At 66.9% G+C, this 18425-nt stretch carries 19 protein-coding genes; 11 read left to right on the top strand and 8 right to left on the bottom strand.

Going from position 1 to position 18425, the window contains the following annotated elements; genetic code table 11:
- Window positions 1-27: 27 nt before the first annotated feature.
- Both QY917_RS07440 and QY917_RS07435 read right to left on the bottom strand, forming a co-directional pair.
- Window positions 28-1077, bottom strand: a complete 1050-nt coding sequence (locus tag QY917_RS07440; protein WP_123675631.1) for an extracellular solute-binding protein — start codon at window positions 1075-1077, stop codon at window positions 28-30.
- Between the two features lie 183 nt (window positions 1078-1260).
- Window positions 1261-3102: a glutamine--tRNA ligase/YqeY domain fusion protein gene (locus tag QY917_RS07435; RefSeq protein WP_123675632.1), complete on the bottom strand. Its 1842-nt coding sequence runs from the start codon at window positions 3100-3102 to the stop codon at window positions 1261-1263.
- A gap of 212 nt (window positions 3103-3314) precedes the next feature.
- Here QY917_RS07435 and QY917_RS07430 point away from each other — a divergent pair, with 212 nt between their 5' ends.
- From QY917_RS07430 to QY917_RS07400, 7 genes are all read left to right on the top strand, one after another.
- Complete coding sequence (locus QY917_RS07430; RefSeq protein WP_123675633.1) at window positions 3315-3668, top strand: hypothetical protein; 354 nt, start codon at window positions 3315-3317, stop codon at window positions 3666-3668.
- 83 nt (window positions 3669-3751) lie between these two features.
- On the top strand, window positions 3752-4198 hold the full coding sequence (gene aroQ, locus QY917_RS07425; RefSeq protein WP_011804883.1) for a type II 3-dehydroquinate dehydratase: 447 nt from the start codon (window positions 3752-3754) through the stop codon (window positions 4196-4198).
- The gene (locus tag QY917_RS07420) at window positions 4192-5082 is read left to right on the top strand and encodes an alpha/beta fold hydrolase (protein ID WP_123675634.1); all 891 of its coding nucleotides are present in this window, start codon (window positions 4192-4194) and stop codon (window positions 5080-5082) included. Before aroQ ends, QY917_RS07420 begins: the two co-directional genes overlap by 7 nt.
- A gap of 9 nt (window positions 5083-5091) precedes the next feature.
- Window positions 5092-5517 (top strand): alternative ribosome rescue aminoacyl-tRNA hydrolase ArfB, encoded by a 426-nt coding sequence (arfB, locus tag QY917_RS07415; protein WP_123675635.1) that lies wholly within the window; start codon window positions 5092-5094, stop codon window positions 5515-5517.
- A 113-nt stretch (window positions 5518-5630) separates the two neighbouring features.
- A complete protein-coding gene (locus QY917_RS07410) occupies window positions 5631-6467 on the top strand; it encodes a class III extradiol ring-cleavage dioxygenase (protein WP_123675636.1) in 837 nt (278 codons plus the stop codon).
- A 25-nt stretch (window positions 6468-6492) separates the two neighbouring features.
- On the top strand, window positions 6493-7158 hold the full coding sequence (locus QY917_RS07405) for an alpha/beta hydrolase (protein WP_123675637.1): 666 nt from the start codon (window positions 6493-6495) through the stop codon (window positions 7156-7158).
- 154 nt (window positions 7159-7312) lie between these two features.
- Window positions 7313-8242 carry a DUF3014 domain-containing protein gene (locus QY917_RS07400; RefSeq protein ID WP_123675638.1) on the top strand — a complete coding sequence of 310 codons (930 nt, stop codon included), beginning with the start codon at window positions 7313-7315 and terminating at the stop codon, window positions 8240-8242.
- A gap of 3 nt (window positions 8243-8245) precedes the next feature.
- Here the strand turns inward: QY917_RS07400 and QY917_RS07395 are convergent, their stop codons facing one another.
- Complete coding sequence (locus tag QY917_RS07395) at window positions 8246-8713, bottom strand: Lrp/AsnC family transcriptional regulator (RefSeq protein ID WP_011804889.1); 468 nt, start codon at window positions 8711-8713, stop codon at window positions 8246-8248.
- Between the two features lie 101 nt (window positions 8714-8814).
- Here QY917_RS07395 and mdeB point away from each other — a divergent pair, with 101 nt between their 5' ends.
- The gene (gene mdeB / locus QY917_RS07390) at window positions 8815-11487 is read left to right on the top strand and encodes an alpha-ketoglutarate dehydrogenase (RefSeq protein ID WP_123675639.1); all 2673 of its coding nucleotides are present in this window, start codon (window positions 8815-8817) and stop codon (window positions 11485-11487) included.
- A gap of 31 nt (window positions 11488-11518) precedes the next feature.
- Here the strand turns inward: mdeB and QY917_RS07385 are convergent, their stop codons facing one another.
- From QY917_RS07385 to QY917_RS07365, 5 genes are all read right to left on the bottom strand, one after another.
- Window positions 11519-12376, bottom strand: coding sequence for a zinc-dependent peptidase (locus QY917_RS07385; protein ID WP_123675640.1), 858 nt, complete (start codon window positions 12374-12376; stop codon window positions 11519-11521).
- A gap of 4 nt (window positions 12377-12380) precedes the next feature.
- Window positions 12381-13163 (bottom strand): UDP-2,3-diacylglucosamine diphosphatase, encoded by a 783-nt coding sequence (locus QY917_RS07380; RefSeq protein WP_123675641.1) that lies wholly within the window; start codon window positions 13161-13163, stop codon window positions 12381-12383.
- A gap of 8 nt (window positions 13164-13171) precedes the next feature.
- Entirely contained in the window at window positions 13172-13699 is a 528-nt protein-coding gene (locus QY917_RS07375) for a peptidylprolyl isomerase (protein ID WP_015913573.1), read from the bottom strand.
- A gap of 18 nt (window positions 13700-13717) precedes the next feature.
- Window positions 13718-14305, bottom strand: a complete 588-nt coding sequence (locus QY917_RS07370; RefSeq protein ID WP_123675642.1) for a peptidylprolyl isomerase — start codon at window positions 14303-14305, stop codon at window positions 13718-13720.
- Window positions 14306-14386: 81 nt separating this feature from the next.
- Window positions 14387-14959 (bottom strand): tetratricopeptide repeat protein, encoded by a 573-nt coding sequence (locus QY917_RS07365; RefSeq protein ID WP_123675643.1) that lies wholly within the window; start codon window positions 14957-14959, stop codon window positions 14387-14389.
- Window positions 14960-15212: 253 nt separating this feature from the next.
- Between QY917_RS07365 and cysS the strand changes: the two genes are divergently transcribed.
- Genes cysS through QY917_RS07350 form a run of 3 tightly spaced genes read left to right on the top strand, consistent with a single transcriptional unit; the run spans window position 15213 to window position 18320 of the window.
- Complete coding sequence (gene cysS / locus QY917_RS07360) at window positions 15213-16589, top strand: cysteine--tRNA ligase (protein ID WP_123675644.1); 1377 nt, start codon at window positions 15213-15215, stop codon at window positions 16587-16589.
- Window positions 16590-16634: 45 nt separating this feature from the next.
- Entirely contained in the window at window positions 16635-17294 is a 660-nt protein-coding gene (locus QY917_RS07355) for a DNA-3-methyladenine glycosylase (protein WP_123675645.1), read from the top strand.
- A 48-nt stretch (window positions 17295-17342) separates the two neighbouring features.
- Window positions 17343-18320 carry an acetyl-CoA carboxylase carboxyltransferase subunit alpha gene (locus QY917_RS07350; RefSeq protein WP_011804898.1) on the top strand — a complete coding sequence of 326 codons (978 nt, stop codon included), beginning with the start codon at window positions 17343-17345 and terminating at the stop codon, window positions 18318-18320.
- The last annotated feature ends 105 nt before the right edge of the window (window positions 18321-18425 follow it).

Here is an 18425-nt window from a genome sequence, read left to right as displayed (position 1 = left end):
CCGGGCTGTGCGCAAGGGGCAGAGGGCTTACCGGAAACCGACGCGGTCCAGCATCTGCTGCACCTTGACGGTGTTGGCGCCGACCGCGCCAATGGGGATGGTTTCACTCTTGAACGGTTGGCCGCCCGTCATGGCCTTGAGGGCCGGGTTGCCCGGATCCACGCCTTTGGCGGCGGGCCATTCGTTGTTGCCGTTGGCAAAGTAGTTCTGAGCCTCAGGGCTGGCCAGGTATTCCAGGAACTTGATGGCGTTGACCTGGTTCTTGGTGTGGCGGGCCACTGCGCCGCCTGCGATGTTCATGTGCGTGCCCCACGATTGCTGGTTGGGGAACACCACCGCCACCTTGTCCACCACGGCCTTGTCTTCGGGCTTGTCCGAGCGCATCAGGCGGGCGAGGTAATAGCTGTTGGTCACGGCGATATCGCATTCGCCGGCTGCGACGGCCTTGATTTGATCGGTGTCGCCCCCCTTGGGCGCGCGGGCGAGGTTGTTCACGACGCCCTTGAGCCATGCTTCGGCTTTCTGTTCGCCCACGTGTTCCATCACGGCGCCGAACAGGCTCAGGTTGTAGGGGTGCGAGCCGGAACGGATGCAGACCTTGCCTTTGTTTTTGGGGTCACCCAACTCTTCGTAGGTGTCCACATCGTCCTTGTTGACCTTGGTCTTGTTGTAGACAACCACACGCGCCCGCGTGGACAGGCCAAACCAGGGAATGCCACCGTCGGCGACCGGTGTTGCGCGCAGGTTCGCGGGAATGGCATCCTCCAGCACCTTCGAGCGCACGGGCAGGAACAGGCCGTCGGCCTCGCCACGGTAGAGGCGGGCGGCGTCCACCAGCAGGATCACGTCGGCAGGGGACGCGGCTCCTTCTGCCTTGAGACGGGCCATGATCCCGGCATCATCAGAATCCACGCGATTGATCTTGATGCCCGTGGCCTTGGTAAAGCCGCTGTACAGCGCTTCATCGGTGGCGTAGTGGCGGGCGGAATACAGGTTGACCACCTGGTCCTGCGCACTTGCAGCGCCTGCAGCGGCCAGAACACATGCAACAACCAAGGATTTCATAGGCATGGACATGAGGCTCAAGTCTTTCTCGGCAATAAGGTGGTGGGATGATAAAGCAAACGAGAATCGTTATTAAGAATCCATCTTCGCGCCGGGAGAATTTCCGTCGTGCAGCCTCGGCAATGCGCAGGCGTTCGGTTTGAAACGAAAAAAATGCCCGCGGACGCGGGCATTTGCTTGTCGAGCAGCGGCTGGCTATTTCGCCCAACTGTCCTTCAGTCCGGTGATCTTGTTGAACACCGGGCGGCTAGTGCTGTGGTCCACCCGGTCGGCCACGAAGTAACCGAAGCGCTCGAACTGGAACTTATCGTCGGGCTGGGCGACAGCCAGTGATGGCTCCACATAGGCAGTCACCACCTTCAGGCTGTCGGGATTGAGCAGGGCCAGAAAGTCTTTGCCACCCGCGTCGGGTTGGGCGTCGGTGAACAGGCGGTCGTAGAGGCGCACCTCGGCCTGCACGCCGTCCTGCACCCCCACCCAGGTGATGGCGGCTTTTACCTTCACGCTATCGGCGCCGGGCGTGCCGCTCTTGGTGTCGGGCACCACGGTGGCGAGCACGCGGGTGACGTGGCCGCCCGCATCTTTCTCGCAGCCGGTGCATTCGATGACGTAGCCGCCCTTGAGGCGCACGGTGTTGCCCGGGAGCATTTGCCCGTCCGCCCCGAGCCGGGGAGGATAAAGACGCTTGTAGCCCTTGGGTGGCACTTCGGCGAAGTCTTCGCGCTCGATCCAGACCTCGCGGCCCAGGGTGAAGTGGCGCTCGGGAACAGCCTGGCCTTCGTGCGCGTGGGGCAGGGCGGGTAGGCTGCAGGCCTCGACGTGGCCGTCGCTGCCGAAGACTTCGGCCCAGTTGGTCAGCGTGAGCGGGAGCGGGTCGAGCACGGCCATGGCGCGGTGGGCCTTGGATTCCAGGTCCTCCCGCAGGCAGCCCTCCAGCGTGCCGTAGTCGATCCAGCTGTAGTCCTTGGTCACGCCAATGCGCTCGCAGAACATCTGGATGGAGGCCGGCGTATAGCCGCGCCGGCGCAGGCCCACGATGGTGGGCATGCGCGGATCGTCCCAGCCGCTCACGATGCCGCTGTCCACCAGGTGCTTGAGCTTGCGCTTGCTGGTGATGACGTAGGTGAGGTTCAGGCGCGCGAACTCATACTGGCGCGGCTGGGGGCGGGCGATCAGGCCGCCTTCCCCCAGGCGGTCCAACAGCCAGTCGTAGAAGGGGCGCTGGTCTTCGAACTCCAGCGTACAGATGCTGTGGGTGATGCACTCCAGCGCATCCTCGATCGGGTGCGCGAAGGTGTACATGGGGTAGATGCACCACTGGTTGCCGGTGTTGTGGTGCTCGGCGTGCTTGATGCGGTAGATGGCCGGGTCGCGCAGGTTGATGTTGGGGTGCCCCATGTCGATCCTGGCGCGCAGTACGGCGGCGCCGTCGGGGAGCTTGCCGTCACGCATCTCGCGAAAGCGCGCCAGGTTCTCCGCAGGGGTGCAGTTGCGATAGGGGCTGTCCACCCCGGGCTTGCCGAAGTCGCCGCGGTTGGCGCGCATCTCTTCGGGCGTTTGCTCGTCCACGTAGGCGTTGCCGGTCTCGATCAGGTACTCGGCCGCGCGGTACATGAAGCCAAAGTAATTGCTGGCGTAGTACAGGTTCTCGTGGCCGTCGGGGTCTTTCCAGTCGAAGCCCAGCCAGCGCACGGCATCGATGATGCTGTCGACGTACTCCTGATCTTCCTTCTCGGGGTTGGTGTCGTCAAAGCGCAGGTGGCAGACGCCGCCGTAGTCGCGCGCCAGGCCGAAATTCAGGCAGATGCTCTTGGCATGGCCCACGTGCAGGTAGCCGTTGGGTTCGGGCGGAAAGCGCGTGCGGATCTTGGCAGGGTCAACCGCTGCGGCGGCGTGGTGGGCTGCGTCGCCTGGGCTGCCCGCCCAGTGTTTTTGGGCATGCACACCGTGCGACAGGTCGGATTCGATGATCTGGCGCAGGAAGTTGCTGGGTTTTGCGGCTTCCGCAGAAGTGTCGTGATGGACGGGGGTGCTCATGCGGGGGATTTTAGGCGGCATAGATGCGTACTACCGGCGCGAGCGCTTGTTGAGCGGCCGCTGCGGTTACGCATGGAAACGGCGCGGGGTACGTTCGGAAACAACCTGAACATCTGTTCATGCCATCCTTTCACGGTGCTGGCGCGTTAGACGTCCAAACGCCTTGTGTTCAGGCGCCCGGGTGCCGCGGCACCCCTATATAGGAGATTTTCATGATCCAACATCGCTCTTGGTTTGCCGCCGCCGCCTCGGCCGGTGTGGCGCTGGCCCTGTTGGTGGGCACAGGCACCGCCCAGGCACGCAGCGACGTGTACTGGTCTGTCGGCGTGGGCGTGCCCGGCGCCGTCGTGGGGGTGGGCAACGCCGCTCCTGTGTATTACTCGCCTCCACCCGTGTATTACGCCCCGCCGCCCGTGGTGTACGCACCGCCCGTATACCGGGCTCCGCGCCCGGTCTATTACGCGCCACCCGTGGTCGTGGCACCGCCCGTGGGGTACTACCGCGGATACGGGCACGGGTACCGCCACGGCCATGGGCACCATCGCGGCCATCGCGATTGGCGCTGACACGGGCACGCCAGCCGGAGTGCTGGCCGCGATAATGCGCATTCGCGGGTCCGTTGCGGCGGGTAGAACCGCGCTAGCACTCCATGACGAAAACCGTTTACGTTCTCAACGGCCCCAATCTCAACCTGCTGGGCACGCGCGAGCCGCAGGTGTATGGCTCCCAGACTCTGGCGGATGTCGAGCAGCTCTGCACGGCCGCATGTGCACGCCACGGGTTGGCGCTGGTATTTCGCCAGAGCAACCATGAAGGCGCTCTGGTGGACTGGATCCACGAGGCCGGCCGGCTGCATGCGGCGGGCCAACTGGCCGGCGTCGTCCTCAATGCTGCCGCCTACACCCATACCAGCGTGGCACTCCTGGATGCCGTGAAGGGCACGGGAGTGCCCGTGGTAGAGCTGCACATCAGCAACGTGCATGCGCGCGAGAGCTTTCGCCACCACTCCTATCTGGCCGGCGCGGCCCGCGCGGTGATGTGCGGGTTTGGGGTGCAGGGCTACGCCCTTGCCATTGATGGGCTGGCCCAATGGTGAGGGAGCCATCGCTCGCCACGCTGCCCCTGCCTCCTGAAGTCACTGCGTTGCAGCAACGCGCACGGCGCGAGTCCACCCCCTGCGGTACCGGCGACATCGTCTGGCATGTCTGGGGGACATCCCAGGATGGTGCGCTGCCTCTGGTACTGCTGCATGGCGGCAGCGGCAGCTGGACGCATTGGGTGCGCAACATCCACGATCTGGAGGACAGTGGTCGCGAGGTCTGGGTCCCCGATCTGCCAGGATTCGGAGATTCGGCCGCACCACCCGTGGGGGGCGATGCGGACGCGCTGGTGGAGCCGCTGGCCGAAGGCCTGCGTACGCTGTTCGGGCCACGGCCGTGTGACCTGGTGGGATTTTCCTTTGGTGGATTGACGGCGGGCCTGCTGCTCGCAGCCCACCCCGAACTGGCCCGCCAGCTCGTATTGGTAGGAGCCCCGGCGATGGGGGTGGTGCCCCAACGGCAATTCGAGCTCAAGGCCTGGCGCCACCTGCCGCAGGAGGGGCAGATTGCGGCGCACCGCTACAACCTGGCGGCGCTGATGTTCCAGGACACTTCGCTCATCGACGGTTTGGGCGGCCTGGCGTTGAAAACGCACGTGGCCAATGTAGTGCGCGACCGCATGCCCCGCCGCCGCCTGGCGCACACCGATGCTCTGGCGCGCGCCCTGCCGCTGGTGCCTTGCCCCGTGCATGCGATCTATGGCCGCAGCGACGCTCTGTACAAAGAGTGGATTGGTGCATTGGAGGGCGCTTACGCGGCGGCGGCTCCGGACTTTCGCGGCATGGCGCTGATCGAGGAAGCCGGCCACTGGGTGCAGTTTGAGCGCCCGCAGCGCTTCCTGCAGGCGCTGGACGACGCCCTGCGCGCCGGGGCCGCCTGACGGACGGGCATGGCCTCCGGCAATCCTTCTTCCGGCGTGCGCGTGGACCCGGCCGAGGTTGAACTTACCGCCATGCGCGCCCAGGGGGCGGGCGGGCAGAACGTGAACAAGGTGTCCAGCGCCGTGCACCTGCGCTTCGACATCGCGGCCTCTTCATTGCCTGAAGATGTGAAACAGCGCCTGCTGGCCCTGCGCGACAGCCGCATCACCCAGCAGGGGGTATTGGTCATCAAGGCCCAGCAATACCGCACCCAGGAGGCCAACCGCCTGGATGCGTTGGCGCGCCTGCAGTCGCTGGTGGACAGCGTGGCGCGGCCGCCGCGCGTGCGACGTGCCACGCGGCCCACGCTGGGATCGCAGCAGCGGCGGCTGGAGTCCAAAAGCCGGCGCGGAGGTGTCAAGGTATTGCGCGGGCGGCCCCAGCTGGGGGAGTGACGCTGCTTTCACATCGCATTGGTGCGATGGATGGGACGCTGTGATGGAATCTATAGCACTTGGCATCAAGCATGTCGCTCCCACATGATTGCAACCTGGACTGAGGTTTTGCCATGAACACCCCCCATACCCCTTCTGTCACCTCTTCGACGACCGCTGCCGCGCTGCCCGTGCTGTTCGTCTCGCACGGCGCGCCGCTGTTTGCGCTGGAGCCCGGCAGTACCGGCCCGGCGCTCACCCGCTGGGGCGCTGAACTGAAGGCGCAGTACCCCCGCTTGCGCGGCGTGGTCATCATGTCGCCGCACTGGGTGGCGCGCGGCGCCACCGTCATGACCGGGGCGCAGCCCGAGACCTGGCACGACTTCGGCGGTTTTCCTCGTCCGCTCTATGCGCTCCAGTACCCGGCTGCCGGAGCATCCGCCCTGGCACAGGAGGTGTTGGCCCTGCTGGAGCAGGCTGGCATCGACGCGCGAGGCGACGCGGCGCGCCCCTTCGACCATGGCGCCTGGGTGCCGCTGATGCATCTGTTCCCGCAGGCCGACGTGCCCGTGGTGCAGGTCGCGCTGCCCGTGGGTGCCGGTCCGGCAGAGGTGTATACGATGGGTGCGGCGCTGCGCGGTCTGCGCGAGCAGGGCGTGCTGGTCGTGGGCTCCGGCAGCATGACGCACAACCTGACCGAGTTCTTTGGCGGCGCCGACCAGCCCGCGCCCTATGTGGTGGAATTCAGCCGCTGGATCGAGGCGCAGCTGGAGCAGGGCGACACCGCGGCCCTGCTGGACTACCGCACCCGTGCGCCGCATGCCCGACGTGCGCATCCCACGGAAGACCACTTCCTGCCCATCTTCTTTGCGCTGGGCGCTGCCGGCGAAGGCGCCGAGGCGCACTATCTGAGCCGCGAAGTCATGCATGGCATGCTGGCCATGGACGCCTTCGCGCTGCAGGCTGCCTGACACTTCCTCCATCACGACGTTGCCCATGCTCGACCTACCCCTTTCCTTCCTTCACCGCCCCGCGACGCCCGGCTCCGAGCCGTGGCTGCTGGTGCTCATGCACGGCGTGGGCAGCAACGAACAGGACCTGTTCGGCCTGGCCCCGTATGTACCCTCGCAATACCACGTACTGAGCCTGCGTGCACCGTACCGCATGGGGCCGACGGCCAATGCCTGGTTCGAATTCACCGTGGCAGCAGATGGCGCGCGCAGCATCAACGAGCCGCAGGAGGCCGCCAGCCGCGCGCTGGTGGCGCAGACCGTGGACGCCGCGGCGCGCCAGTTGGGCATTCCCGCCGCGCGCGTGGTGGCGGGCGGCTTCAGCCAGGGCGGCATCATGGCGCTGACCCTGCTGCTCACGCGGCCTGAACTGCTGCACGGCGCGATGGTCTGGCACAGCCGGCTGCTGCCGCAGGCGCTGCCCCATGCGGCGCAGCCGGCCGCGCTGGCGGGGCGCCAGCTCTGGGTGAGCCATGGCGTGCAGGACAACGTCATTCCGCTGGCCAGTGCCCAGGCCATACGCGACCATGTCCGGACGCTGCCGCTGGCGCTGAGCTACCGCGAGTACCCGGGCATGCACGAAATCCGCCCGGATGAACTGCGCGATTCCATGGCCTGGCTGCACGGCCTGGCCGCAGGCGCCGCCGGTTGACCCCGGTGGTAAGCCTCGTAACCTCTGGTGGTTTAACGTGGTTTTATATGAAACAGGGCTGTAGCATAGGCGGGTCAAGCGCTAATAGCTATCAATATTGAAGCGAAGGTGCCCCTTGCACGGTGCGAGGGGGCCTCGTGGAGAAAGGACCGCCATGCCTGTACGAGACCCCGCCGAATTCCATCCCCGGCAGGAGTCCTCGGTCTCTGTCTGGACCGTCATTGCCCTGGTGGCGATCGCCGCCGCGGGCGCCGCCTGGTGGTTCGGGTGGCGCCACACCCAGGCCCCCGAACCCGCGCCTGCGGCCCCCGCCGTCGAGGCCGCACCACCCGCCGCCGCGCCGCAGGTACCCGCGTCGGGCCCGCAGAACCCGGTGGAAGTGCTGGAACCCCCGGCCGACGCGCTGCCCGCGCTGGCCGATTCCGACGCCTACGTGGCCCGCGCGCTGGCGGAACTGCTGGGGCCGCAGTCGGCGGCGCTGCTGCAGCCCGAGGGGCTGGTGCGCCGCATGGTGGCGACCATCGACAACCTGGCACGCGCCCAGGCACCCTCGCGCATGTGGCCCGTGCAGCCCACGCCCGGCCGTTTCACGGTGGAAGGGGCGCAGGATGCGCCTGCGCAGGCCATCGCACCGGCCAACGCGGCGCGTTACCAAGCCTTCGTCACGCTGGCCGAAGCCGTGCCCGTGGACGCCGCGGTGAAGCTCTATGCCCGCATGTATCCGCTGTTCCAGGCGGCCTATGAAGAACTGGGCTTTCCCGGGCGCTACTTCAACGACCGCCTGGTGGCGGTACTCGACCACCTGCGCGCCGCGCCCGAGCCGGCGGGGCCCTTGCAGGTGCGGCTGGTGCCCGTGGTGGGCGAGGTGCCCTCCACCCGGCCCTGGGTGCGCTACGAATTCGTGGACCCCCAACTGCAGGCACTCTCCAGCGGTCAGAAGATGCTGGTGCGCATGGGCCCTGAGAATGCGCGCCGCCTGAAGGCCGTGCTGGCCGAGCTGCGCCGCCGCGTGGCCACTGGAGACATGGCGGCGGGCAACGTCGCGCGCATACCGGCGCAGGCGACGCCGCCTGCCAGCCGCTGACCACTACGGCGTGGGCAGAGGCAACGCCGTCTTGTAGCGCACCTGCTTGAGCGTGAAGCTGGTGCGGATCTTCTCGATGCCTGGGATGGGCGTGAGCTGCTCGAGAATGAAACGTTCCAGCGCCGCAATGTCGGGCAACGCCACGCGGATCAGGTAGTCGCTGTCGCCCGTCATCAGGTAGCACTCCATCACCTGATCATGCTCGGCGATGCGCTGTTCGAAGGCCGAGAGCGCCTCCTTGCTCTGGCTTTTCAGGCTGATGTTGATGAACACATTGAGCCCCAGCCCCAGCGCCGTGGCGTTGGCCAGCGCCACGTAACGGCTGATGACGCCAGCGGCCTCCAGTGCCTTGACCCGGGCCAGGCAGGGTGAGGGCGACAGGTGCACGCGCCGCGCCAGCTCCACATTGGACAGCGCGCCATCGGCCTGCAATTCGGCCAGGATGCGCAAATCGGTAGCGTCAAGCTTCATATGCTGAAAATCATTCCATGAGCGGCATATTGTGCCGATGAAGGGTGAAACATCGTGTGAATCGGCATCCTATTTCGGTATGCGGGGCCTACAGTGGCGCGATGAACGCCCCCACGCCCCTCGCAACACTGGCTACCCTCGCTGCCGCGGCCAGCCCCGATACCGACCCCCAGGAAACCGCCGAATGGCGCGACGCCCTGCAGGCCCTGGTGGCCACGGCAGGGCCTGAGCGCGCGCGCTTTCTGCTGGACGAGTTGAACCGGCTGGCCGGCCAACTGCGCGTGGACTGGCGCCCCGGCCTGAACACGCCCTACGTGAACACCGTGTCCGTGCAGGAGCAGGGGGTGTTCCCCGGCGACCTGGCGATCGAGGAGCGTCTGGCGTCCATCATGCGCTGGAACGCGCTGGCCATGGTGGTGCGCGCCAACCAGGCCTATGGTGAACTTGGCGGCCACATTGCCAGCTACGCCAGTGCGGCCGACCTGTTCGAGAGCGGCTTCAACCACTTCTTCCGCGCCCGCGAGGGTCTGGGCGAAGGCCAGCACCGGGGCGACCTGGTGTTCTTCCAGCCGCACAGCGCGCCCGGCGTGTACGCGCGCGCCTTCCTCGAAGGGCTTTTGAGCGAGCAGGACCTCATGCACTACCGCCAGGAGATCACCGCCCCGGCGCAGGGCGCGCGCGGCCTCAGCAGCTACCCGCACCCCTGGCTCATGCCCGATTTCTGGCAGTTCCCCACCGGCTCCATGGGCATCGGCCCCATCAGCAGCATCTACCACGCGCGCTTCATGCGCTACCTCACGCACCGCAACCTGCTGGATTGCTCCGCACGCAAGGTGTGGGGCGTGTTCGGCGACGGCGAGATGGACGAGCCCGAATCCATGAGCGCACTCACGCTCGCCGCGCGCGAGGGGCTTGACAACCTCGTCTGGGTCGTCAACTGCAACCTGCAGCGCCTGGACGGCCCAGTGCGCGGCAACGGCCGCATCATCGACGAGCTGGAGCGCCTGTTTGCCGGCGCGGGCTGGAACGTGGTCAAGCTCGTCTGGGGCAGCGACTGGGATGGCCTGTTCGCGCGCGACCTGACGGGCGCGCTGGTGCGCACGCTCGAAGGCACGGTGGACGGGCAGATGCAGACCTTCGCCGCCAAGGACGGGCGCTACAACCGCGACCACTTCTTTGGCCAGACCCCCGAACTGGCCGCGCTGGCGCAAGGCATGACCGACGAGCAGATCGACCGCTTGAAGCGCGGCGGGCATGACCTGGTGAAGATCCACGCGGCCTATGCTGCCGCCGCGCGCCACCGCGGCCAACCCACGGTGATCCTCGCGCACACCAAGAAGGGCTACGGCATGGGCCAGGCCGGCCAGGGCAAGATGACCACGCACAGCCAGAAGAAGCTCGACGACGCCGACCTCATCGAATTCCGCAACCGCTTCAACCTGCCTTTGAGCGACGCGCAGGCCACCGGACTGGCGTTCTACAAGCCGGGGGACGACAGCCCCGAGATGCAGTACCTGCGCCGCCAACGCCAGGCCCTGGGCGGCTACCTGCCCCGGCGCGAAACGGTGTGCGACGTGCTGCCCGTGCCGCCCCTCGCCAGCTATGCGCAGTTCGCGCTGGCGGCCGATGGCAAGGAGATGAGCACCACCATGGCCTTCGTGCGCATGCTCGGCACGCTGCTCAAGGACGCCACCTTGGGCCCGCGCATCGTCCCCATCGTGGCCGACGAGGCACGCACCTTCGGCATGGCCAACCTGTTCAAGCAGGTGGGCATCTACAGCAGCGTGGGCCAGCGTTATGCGCCCGAGGACATCGGCTCGGTGCTCTCGTACCGCGAGGCGCTCGATGGGCAAATTCTCGAGGAGGGCATCAGCGAGGCCGGTGCTATCGCCAGCTGGACGGCCGCCGCCACCAGCTACAGCGTGCACGGCCTGGCCATGCTGCCGTTCTACATCTACTACTCGATGTTCGGCTTTCAGCGCGTGGGCGACGCCATCTGGGCCGCCGCCGATCAGCGCGCGCGCGGCTTCCTGCTGGGCGCTACCTCGGGTCGTACCACGCTGGGCGGCGAGGGCCTGCAGCACCAGGACGGCTCCAGCCACCTCGTGGCCGCCACCATTCCCAACTGCAAGGCCTACGACCCGGCCTTCGCGGGCGAGTTGGCCGTGATCGTGGACGCCGGCATGCGCGAGATGGTCGCCGAGCAGCGCGACGTTTTCTATTACGTCACGCTCATGAACGAGAACTACGCCCAGCCGGACCTGCCGGCCGAGGCGCATGCAGGGGTGCTGAGCGGATGCTATGTATTTAATAGCTATCAGCGCTTGCTGGATGGGCGCGGTGGCTCAAATTCATCTCAAGAAAACGTGACCCTGCTGGGCTCCGGCGCCATCCTCACCGAGGTCATAAAGGCGGCGCAACGGCTGGCCGATGAGGGTATCGCGGCCACCGTGGTCAGCGTGACGAGCTGGAGCGAGCTGGCGCGCGACGGCATGGCCTGTGAGGCCGGGCGTGACAGGGGGGATGCAGGCGATGCCAAGCCCTGGCTTACGCAGGTACTGGAGGGAACGAGCGGCCCGGTCATTGCCGCCACGGACTATGTGCGGGCCGTGCCCGAATCGGTGCGCGCTTATGTGCCCGAGGGGCGCCGCTACCGCACGCTGGGCACGGATGGCTTTGGCCGCAGCGACACGCGGGCGGCGCTGCGTGCGTACTTTGGGGTCGATGCCGCCAGCATTGCGCAGGCGGCGCGGGCCGCGCTGACGGGCGGTTAAGGGGCGGTTGAGGGGCGGGAACGAAGCCGCCTCAGCCGGACAGGGGCCGGCCGAAGAACGCATCCAGCGCGGGCAGCAGGGTGGGGAATTCCTGCCCGAAACGTTCACGGTGCACGAAGTACGCCTCGCAGGCCACGGCGAAGAACTCCGCGGGCGCGGTGGCGCCGTACGCATCCAGCCACGGCCATGCGCCGCCGAAGCGCTCGGCGATGATGACCTGCTCGCGGAACTGCTCGTACGCGGGCTCCCAGGCGTCGCGCCAGGCCGCGTGCGCGGCGCGCGCGCCCCGCGTGCCCATGAATCCCGGAGGCAAAGGCGGGCAGCCGTCGGCCGGGCCGTTGCGCATGTCGATCTTGTGCACGAACTCGTGGATCACCACGCTGGTGGCGACCGGCTGCCCGTCCGATCCGCCCTGGCCAGCCCCGTCCACGGCGGGCCAGCTCAGCATGACGGGGCCGCGCTCCATGGCTTCGCCCAATAGCACCTCGTCGTAGTGGTGCACCACGCCGGCGGCATCCACGGCCTGGCGGCGCGCCACGGCCTCGGCCGGATGCACCACGATGCCCACGAAGTCGTCGTACCAGGCCAGCGCACGCTCGGGCGAGCCCCAGTGCAGCAGCGGCAGGCAGGCTTGGGCCGCAATCGAGACCGCCATGGCATCGGTCACCACCAGCCCATGGGCGCCGGTGAACTCCTTGCGGTCCAGGAACAGCGCACTCAGGGCGCGCAGCTTGCCTTGGTCATGCAGTGGCAGCGCCTGCAGGAATGGGTAGCGCCGCAGGGTCTGCAACCACAGTTGCGCGGAGATGTCGGGGAGGGGAGCCACGGTGGCGCGTATGCGCAGGGCCAGTTGGCGAAGGAAGTGCAGGGGTGCGCGGGTACGTGCCATGCCGCTACGTGGGGACGAGCGGCAGGCGCTGCAAGCCCTCGGCCGTCAGGCGCAGCACGCCGGCGCGCGGCGGGTGGGCGTCCAGGTCCCAGTCCGTGAGCACGTGGCGCGCCAGGCCGGGGGCCAGTACATGGTCTGCCGGCAGATGGGTGTGGCCGTGGATGAGCGCCTGGGCCCCCGCGGCGCGCAGCCACTCGATGGCGGCCGGGCTGTCCACATCGGCATAGACCGCGGCGCCGGCCTGCTTGCGCGCCTCGCTCTCGCTGCGGGCGCTGCGGCCCTGTGCGCGGCGCTCGTGCAGCGGGCGCGCCAGCAACTGGGCCTGCCATTGCGGGTTGCGTGCCAGGATGCGAAAGCGCTGGTATTCCACATCGTTCAGGCACAGCGCATCGCCATGCGACAGCAGCCAGCGTCGGCCAGCGAACGTGAGCACCGTGGGATCGTCCAGCACGGGTATACCGGTGTGGCGCGTGAAGCCCTCACCCACGAGGAAGTCGCGGTTGCCGTGCATGAAATACAGCGGCCTCGCGTGCGCGGCCTGGGCCAGCAGGGCGCAGCAGGCGCCTTCGAAGCTGCCCGGCTCGTCGATGGCGTCGTCGCCCACCCAGACCTCGAACAGATCGCCCAGCAGGAACACCGCGTCGGCGGGCGTGCTGTGCAGGTACTGCCGCAAGGCGCGCACCGTGGCGGGCTGGGCCGGCTCCAGGTGCAGGTCGGAGATGAAGTCCACCGTGCGCCACGCGGCTGGCGCGGCCAGCTCGTCCATCGGCGGCACGGATGGTGTCATCGCAGGGCTTACAGCGCCACAGCCTTGTCGATCACCACGGCGTCGAAGGGCACGTCGTCGTGGAAGCCCTTGCGCGTGGTGCGCACCTTCTTGATGGCGTCGACCACGTCCTCGCCCTTGACCACCTTGCCGAACACGGCGTAGCCCCAGCCCTGGGGTGTGGGGGAGGTGTGGTTCAGGAAGGCGTTATCCACCACGTTGATGAAGAACTGGGCCGTGGCGCTGTGCGGGTCGCCGGTGCGGGCCATGGCGATGGTGTACTTGTCGTTCTTCAGGCCGTTGGCAGCCTCGTTCTCGATGGGCGCATCGGTCGGCTTTTGCTTCATGTCGGCCGTGAAGCCGCCGCCCTGGGCCATGAAGTTCTTGATCACGCGGTGAAAGATCGTGCCGTCGTAGAAGCCCTTGTTCACGTAGTTCAGGAAGTTGGCGGTGGACTTTGGGGCGTTCACGGCGTCCAGTTCCAGCGTGATGACGCCTTGGGTGGCCGTTTCGGCAACGTTGATGGTGACGTGCAGTTCGACTTGCGGGTTGCTCATGGCGGGTGTCCTTTCAGGTTACTTGACCAGGGTTGCGGATTGGATGACCACGGGGGTCGTGGGCACGTTCTGGTGCATGCCGCGGTTGCCGGTGGCCACGGCCTTGATCTTGTCCACCACCTCGGTGCCGCTCACCACCTTGCCGAACACGGCGTAGCCGTGGCCGTCGGGTTGGGGCGCGTTGAGCATGGCGTTGTTCGCCACGTTGATGAAGAACTGGCTGGTCGCCGAATTGGGGTTGGCCGTGCGGGCCATGGCGATGGTGTACTTGTCGTTCTTCAGCCCGTTGGCGGCTTCCAGCGGGATCGGGGCCTTGGTGGGCTTTTGCTGCATATCGGCCGTGAAGCCGCCACCCTGGATCATGAAGCCATCGATCACGCGGTGAAAGACCGTGCCGTCATAGTGCTTGTCGGCCACGTAGGCCAGGAAGTTCTCCACCGTCTTGGGCGCCTTGGCCGGGTCCAGTTGCACCACGATGTCACCCAGGCTGGTGGCGAGCTTGACCTGGGGTGCTGCGGCACCGGCGGTCTGGGCATTTGCTACTGTAACAATAGCTGCTAGCGCACATCCAGCAAGCGTTTGAGTGATATTTCTTCTGGAAATCATGGTTGCTCCTTGATCGAAAGGGATAGGGGACCCGCGGCGCCCGGCTATGCGGGGCCGGGCAGGTGTGCAAGGCAGCGTGCCTTAGCGGCTGGCCGGGGTGGCGGCCTGGGCTGCTGCGGGCTTCGATTCGGTGGCGAACAGCTCGCGCAGCAGCTTGAGCTTGGGCGCCACCGAGGCGGCCGTGGCACGGTCCAGCTGTTGCGCGCGCAGATACGACTGGCTGGCCAGCTTGGCGTGGATGTCGCCCAGGTTCTCGTGGGCGGTGGCGTAGTCGGGCTTGGTGCGGATCGCCGTCTCCAGCGCTGCGCGGGCTTTTTCCAACTGGTTCTGGCTGGCGTAGAGCACGGCCAGGTTGTTGTAGGGCTCGGGCAGCTCGGGGTATTCCTCGGTCAGCTGCACGAAGGCATCGATGGCTTCGGCCTGCTTGCCGGAATCGGCCAGCGCCACGGCGCGCAGGAAGCGCAACTGCGGATCACGCGGGGTGGCGGCCAGGCGCTGGTCCAGCTTCACGATGGCTTCGGCGGGCTTGCCCAGCTGGAGCAGGCGGGAAATGTCGGCGTACTCGTCCGCCTGGGCCCATGAAGCTGCGAGCAGGGCCACAGTGGCGGCAAGCAGATGCAGGCAGCGGAGGGCGGGTCGGCGTGCAGGAGTCATGGAGGAGGGGCTGGAGAGACGGAGCAGCGCGGTCGGGCCGCGGTGCGGGCTTATACTGCGGCCGATTGTAGCGGAGGGGTTTTGTCATGCCGGTACGCTGTTGCCGCTCCTAATGGCGGGCCCGCCGCCCTTGCGGCAGACCGCCTGCACGCCCCGCGGCACCGCCCATCGCGCGCACCCGCCCTGAGTCGCGCGCCGCACCGGGCGCGCACCGCACCCATCCGCCCCCACCGATTCCCTGGACCCGTCATCCATGAGCTTGCGTATCTACAACACGCTGTCGCGTGCATTGGAGGAGTTTTCCCCGCTCGAACCCGGCCATGTGCGCATGTACGTGTGCGGCATGACCGTGTACGACCTGTGCCACCTGGGCCATGCGCGCTCCATGATCGCCTTCGACGTGGTGCAGCGCTGGCTGCGCGCATCCGGCCTGGCGGTGACCTACGTGCGCAACATCACCGACATCGACGACAAGATCATCAAGCGCGCGGTGGAGAACGGCGAGACCATTCGCAGCCTGACCGACCGCATGATCGACGCGCTGCACCAGGACGCCGACGCGCTGGGCATCGAGCGTCCCACGCACGAGCCCCGCGCCACCGCCTATGTGCCGCAGATGCTGGACATGATCGGCACGCTGCAGGGCAAGGGCCTGGCCTACCAGGCGGGCAACGGCGACGTGAACTATGCGGTGCGCAAGTTCCCCGGCTACGGCAAGCTGTCGGGCAAGTCGCTGGACGAGCTGAATGCCGGCGAGCGTGTGGCCGTGCAGGACGGCAAGCACGACCCGCTGGACTTCGTGCTGTGGAAGTCCGCCAAGCCCGAGGAGCCGGCCGATGTGAAGTGGCGCAGCCCCTTCGGCGAGGGGCGCCCGGGCTGGCATATCGAATGCTCCGCCATGGGCTGCGCGCTGCTGGGCGAGAGCTTCGACATCCACGGTGGTGGCGCCGATCTGCAGTTTCCGCACCACGAGAACGAGATCGCCCAGAGTGAGGGCGCCACGGGCAAACCGTTCGCGCGGCTGTGGATGCACAACGGCTTCATCAACGTGGACAACGAGAAGATGTCCAAGAGTCTGGGCAACTTCTTCACCATCCGCGATGTGCTCAAGGAATACGACGCGGAGACCGTGCGCTTCTTCGTGGTCCGCAGCCACTACCGCAGCCCGCTGAACTACAGCAACGTGCACCTGGACGATGCGCGTGCCGCGCTCAAACGCCTGTACACCGCGCTGAGCCTGGTGGCACCGGCCCCGGTCGAGGTGGACTGGGCCGAAGGCTACGCCGCCCGCTTCAAGGCGGCCATGGACGAGGACTTCGGCACCCCCGAAGCGGTGGCCGTGCTGTTCGACCTGGCCGGTGAGGTGAACCGCAGCAAGTCGCCCGCCGCGGCGGGCTTGCTGAAGGCGCTGGGCGGCCACCTGGGGCTGCTGCAGGCGGACCCGCAGGACTTTCTGAAAGCAGGCGCCGGGCTGGACGAGGCGGCCATCCAGGCGCAGATCGCCGCGCGCGCCGCCGCCAAGGCAGCCAAGAACTTCGCCGAGGCCGACCGCATCCGCAATGATCTGCTGGCGCAGGGTATCGTGCTCAAGGACTCCGCCACGGGCACGACCTGGGAGGCGGCTCAGTAAATGGGTTTCGATTCAAATTGGCATGTAGGGCTTGTGGGGTAAGCGGTGGCAGCTACTAAAAAAATAGCGGATGCACCTCCGTCCCTCACGCCCCCCAGCTATTGGGAAGAGGCCTGCCGACATCTGACGAAGAAGGACCGCGTGATGCGTCGCCTGATTCCCCAGGTGGGCAACGTGGCCCTGACCCAGCGCGGCGACGCCTTCACCACGCTGGCGCGCTCCATCGTGGGCCAGCAGGTGTCGGTGGCATCGGCGCAGCGCGTGTGGGACCAGTTCGCCGCGCTGTCGCGCAGCATGACGCCGCGCAGCGTGCTCAAGCTCAAGGTGGACGACATGCGTGCGGCCGGCCTGTCGGCACGCAAGGTGGAGTACCTGGTGGACCTGGCGCTGCACTTCGACAGCGGCCGGCTGCACGTGAAGCAGTGGGACGAGATGGACGACCAGGCCATCGTTGCCGAGCTGGTGGCGATCCGCGGCATCAGCCGCTGGACGGCGGATATGTTCCTCATCTTCCATCTGGCGCGGCCGAACGTGCTGCCGCTGGACGATGCCACGCTGATCCAGGGCATCAGCCAGCATTATTTTTCGGGCGACCCGGTCAGCCGCAGCGATGCGCGCGAAGTGGCTGATGCGTGGAAACCCTGGTGCAGCGTGGCGAGTTGGTATATTTGGCGGTCGCTCGCCCCCCTGCCGGTGGACTACTGAACAACGCAGGGCGGCCGGTACCGGGCACCGCCCCGAGGAGAAAACAAGTTGGCGAAAAAGACCTTTCTGGACTTCGAGCAGCCCATTGGCGAGCTGGAATCCAAAATCGAAGAACTGCGCTATGTGCAGAACGAGAGCGCGGTGGACATCTCCGAGGAGATTGACCAGCTCAGCAAGAAGAGCCTGCAGCTCACCAAGGACATCTACAGTGACCTGACCCCCTGGCAGATCACGAAGATCGCGCGCCATCCGGAGCGCCCGTACACCATGGACTACGTGCGCGAGATCTTCACGGATTTCGTGGAAATGCACGGCGACCGGCACTTCGCGGACGACCAGTCCATCGTGGGGGGCCTCGCGCGCTTCAACGGTCACGCCTGCATGGTGCTGGGCCACCAGAAGGGCCGCGACACCAAGGAGCGCACCGCGCGCAACTTCGGCATGAGCCGGCCCGAGGGCTACCGCAAGGCCCTTCGCCTGATGAAGACGGCCGAGAAGTTCAAGCTGCCCGTGTTCACTTTCGTCGATACGCCTGGTGCGTACCCCGGCATCGACGCCGAGGAGCGCGGCCAGTCCGAAGCCATCGGCCGCAACATCTACGAGATGGCCCAGCTGGAAGTGCCGATCATCACCACGGTGATCGGCGAAGGCGGATCCGGCGGTGCCCTCGCCATCAGCGTGGCCGACCAGGTCATCATGCTGCAGTACTCGATCTACTCCGTGATCAGCCCCGAGGGCTGCGCCTCCATCCTCTGGAAGACCAGCGACCGCGCGCAGGATGCCGCCGAGGCCATGGGCATCACGGCGCACCGCCTGAAGGCCCTGGGTCTGGTGGACAAGATCGTGAACGAGCCCGTGGGGGGCGCGCACCGCGACCACAAGCAGATGGCCGCTTTCCTCAAGCGTGCCCTGGGCGACGCCTACCGCCAGCTGTCGGACCTCAAGCCCAAGGAACTGCAGGACCGCCGCTACGAGCGCCTGCAGAGCTACGGCCGTTTCACGGACACCAAGGCGGACAGCCGCTAAGGCGTGAGGCGAACGCGCTCAGCGTCGCGCCGATCCTTGAAAAAAGGTGGGGGAATCCCCGCCTTTTTTTGTCACTTACTTGTATCAAAACGTATTATCTTTCCT

It is taken from the genome of Diaphorobacter sp. C33, from assembly GCF_030503915.1.
In the GTDB taxonomy this organism is placed as follows: Bacteria; Pseudomonadota; Gammaproteobacteria; order Burkholderiales; family Burkholderiaceae_C; genus Diaphorobacter; species Diaphorobacter nitroreducens.
The sequence above is the reverse complement of the archived record's forward strand: the minus strand, read 5'-3'. Positions and strand labels throughout refer to the sequence as shown.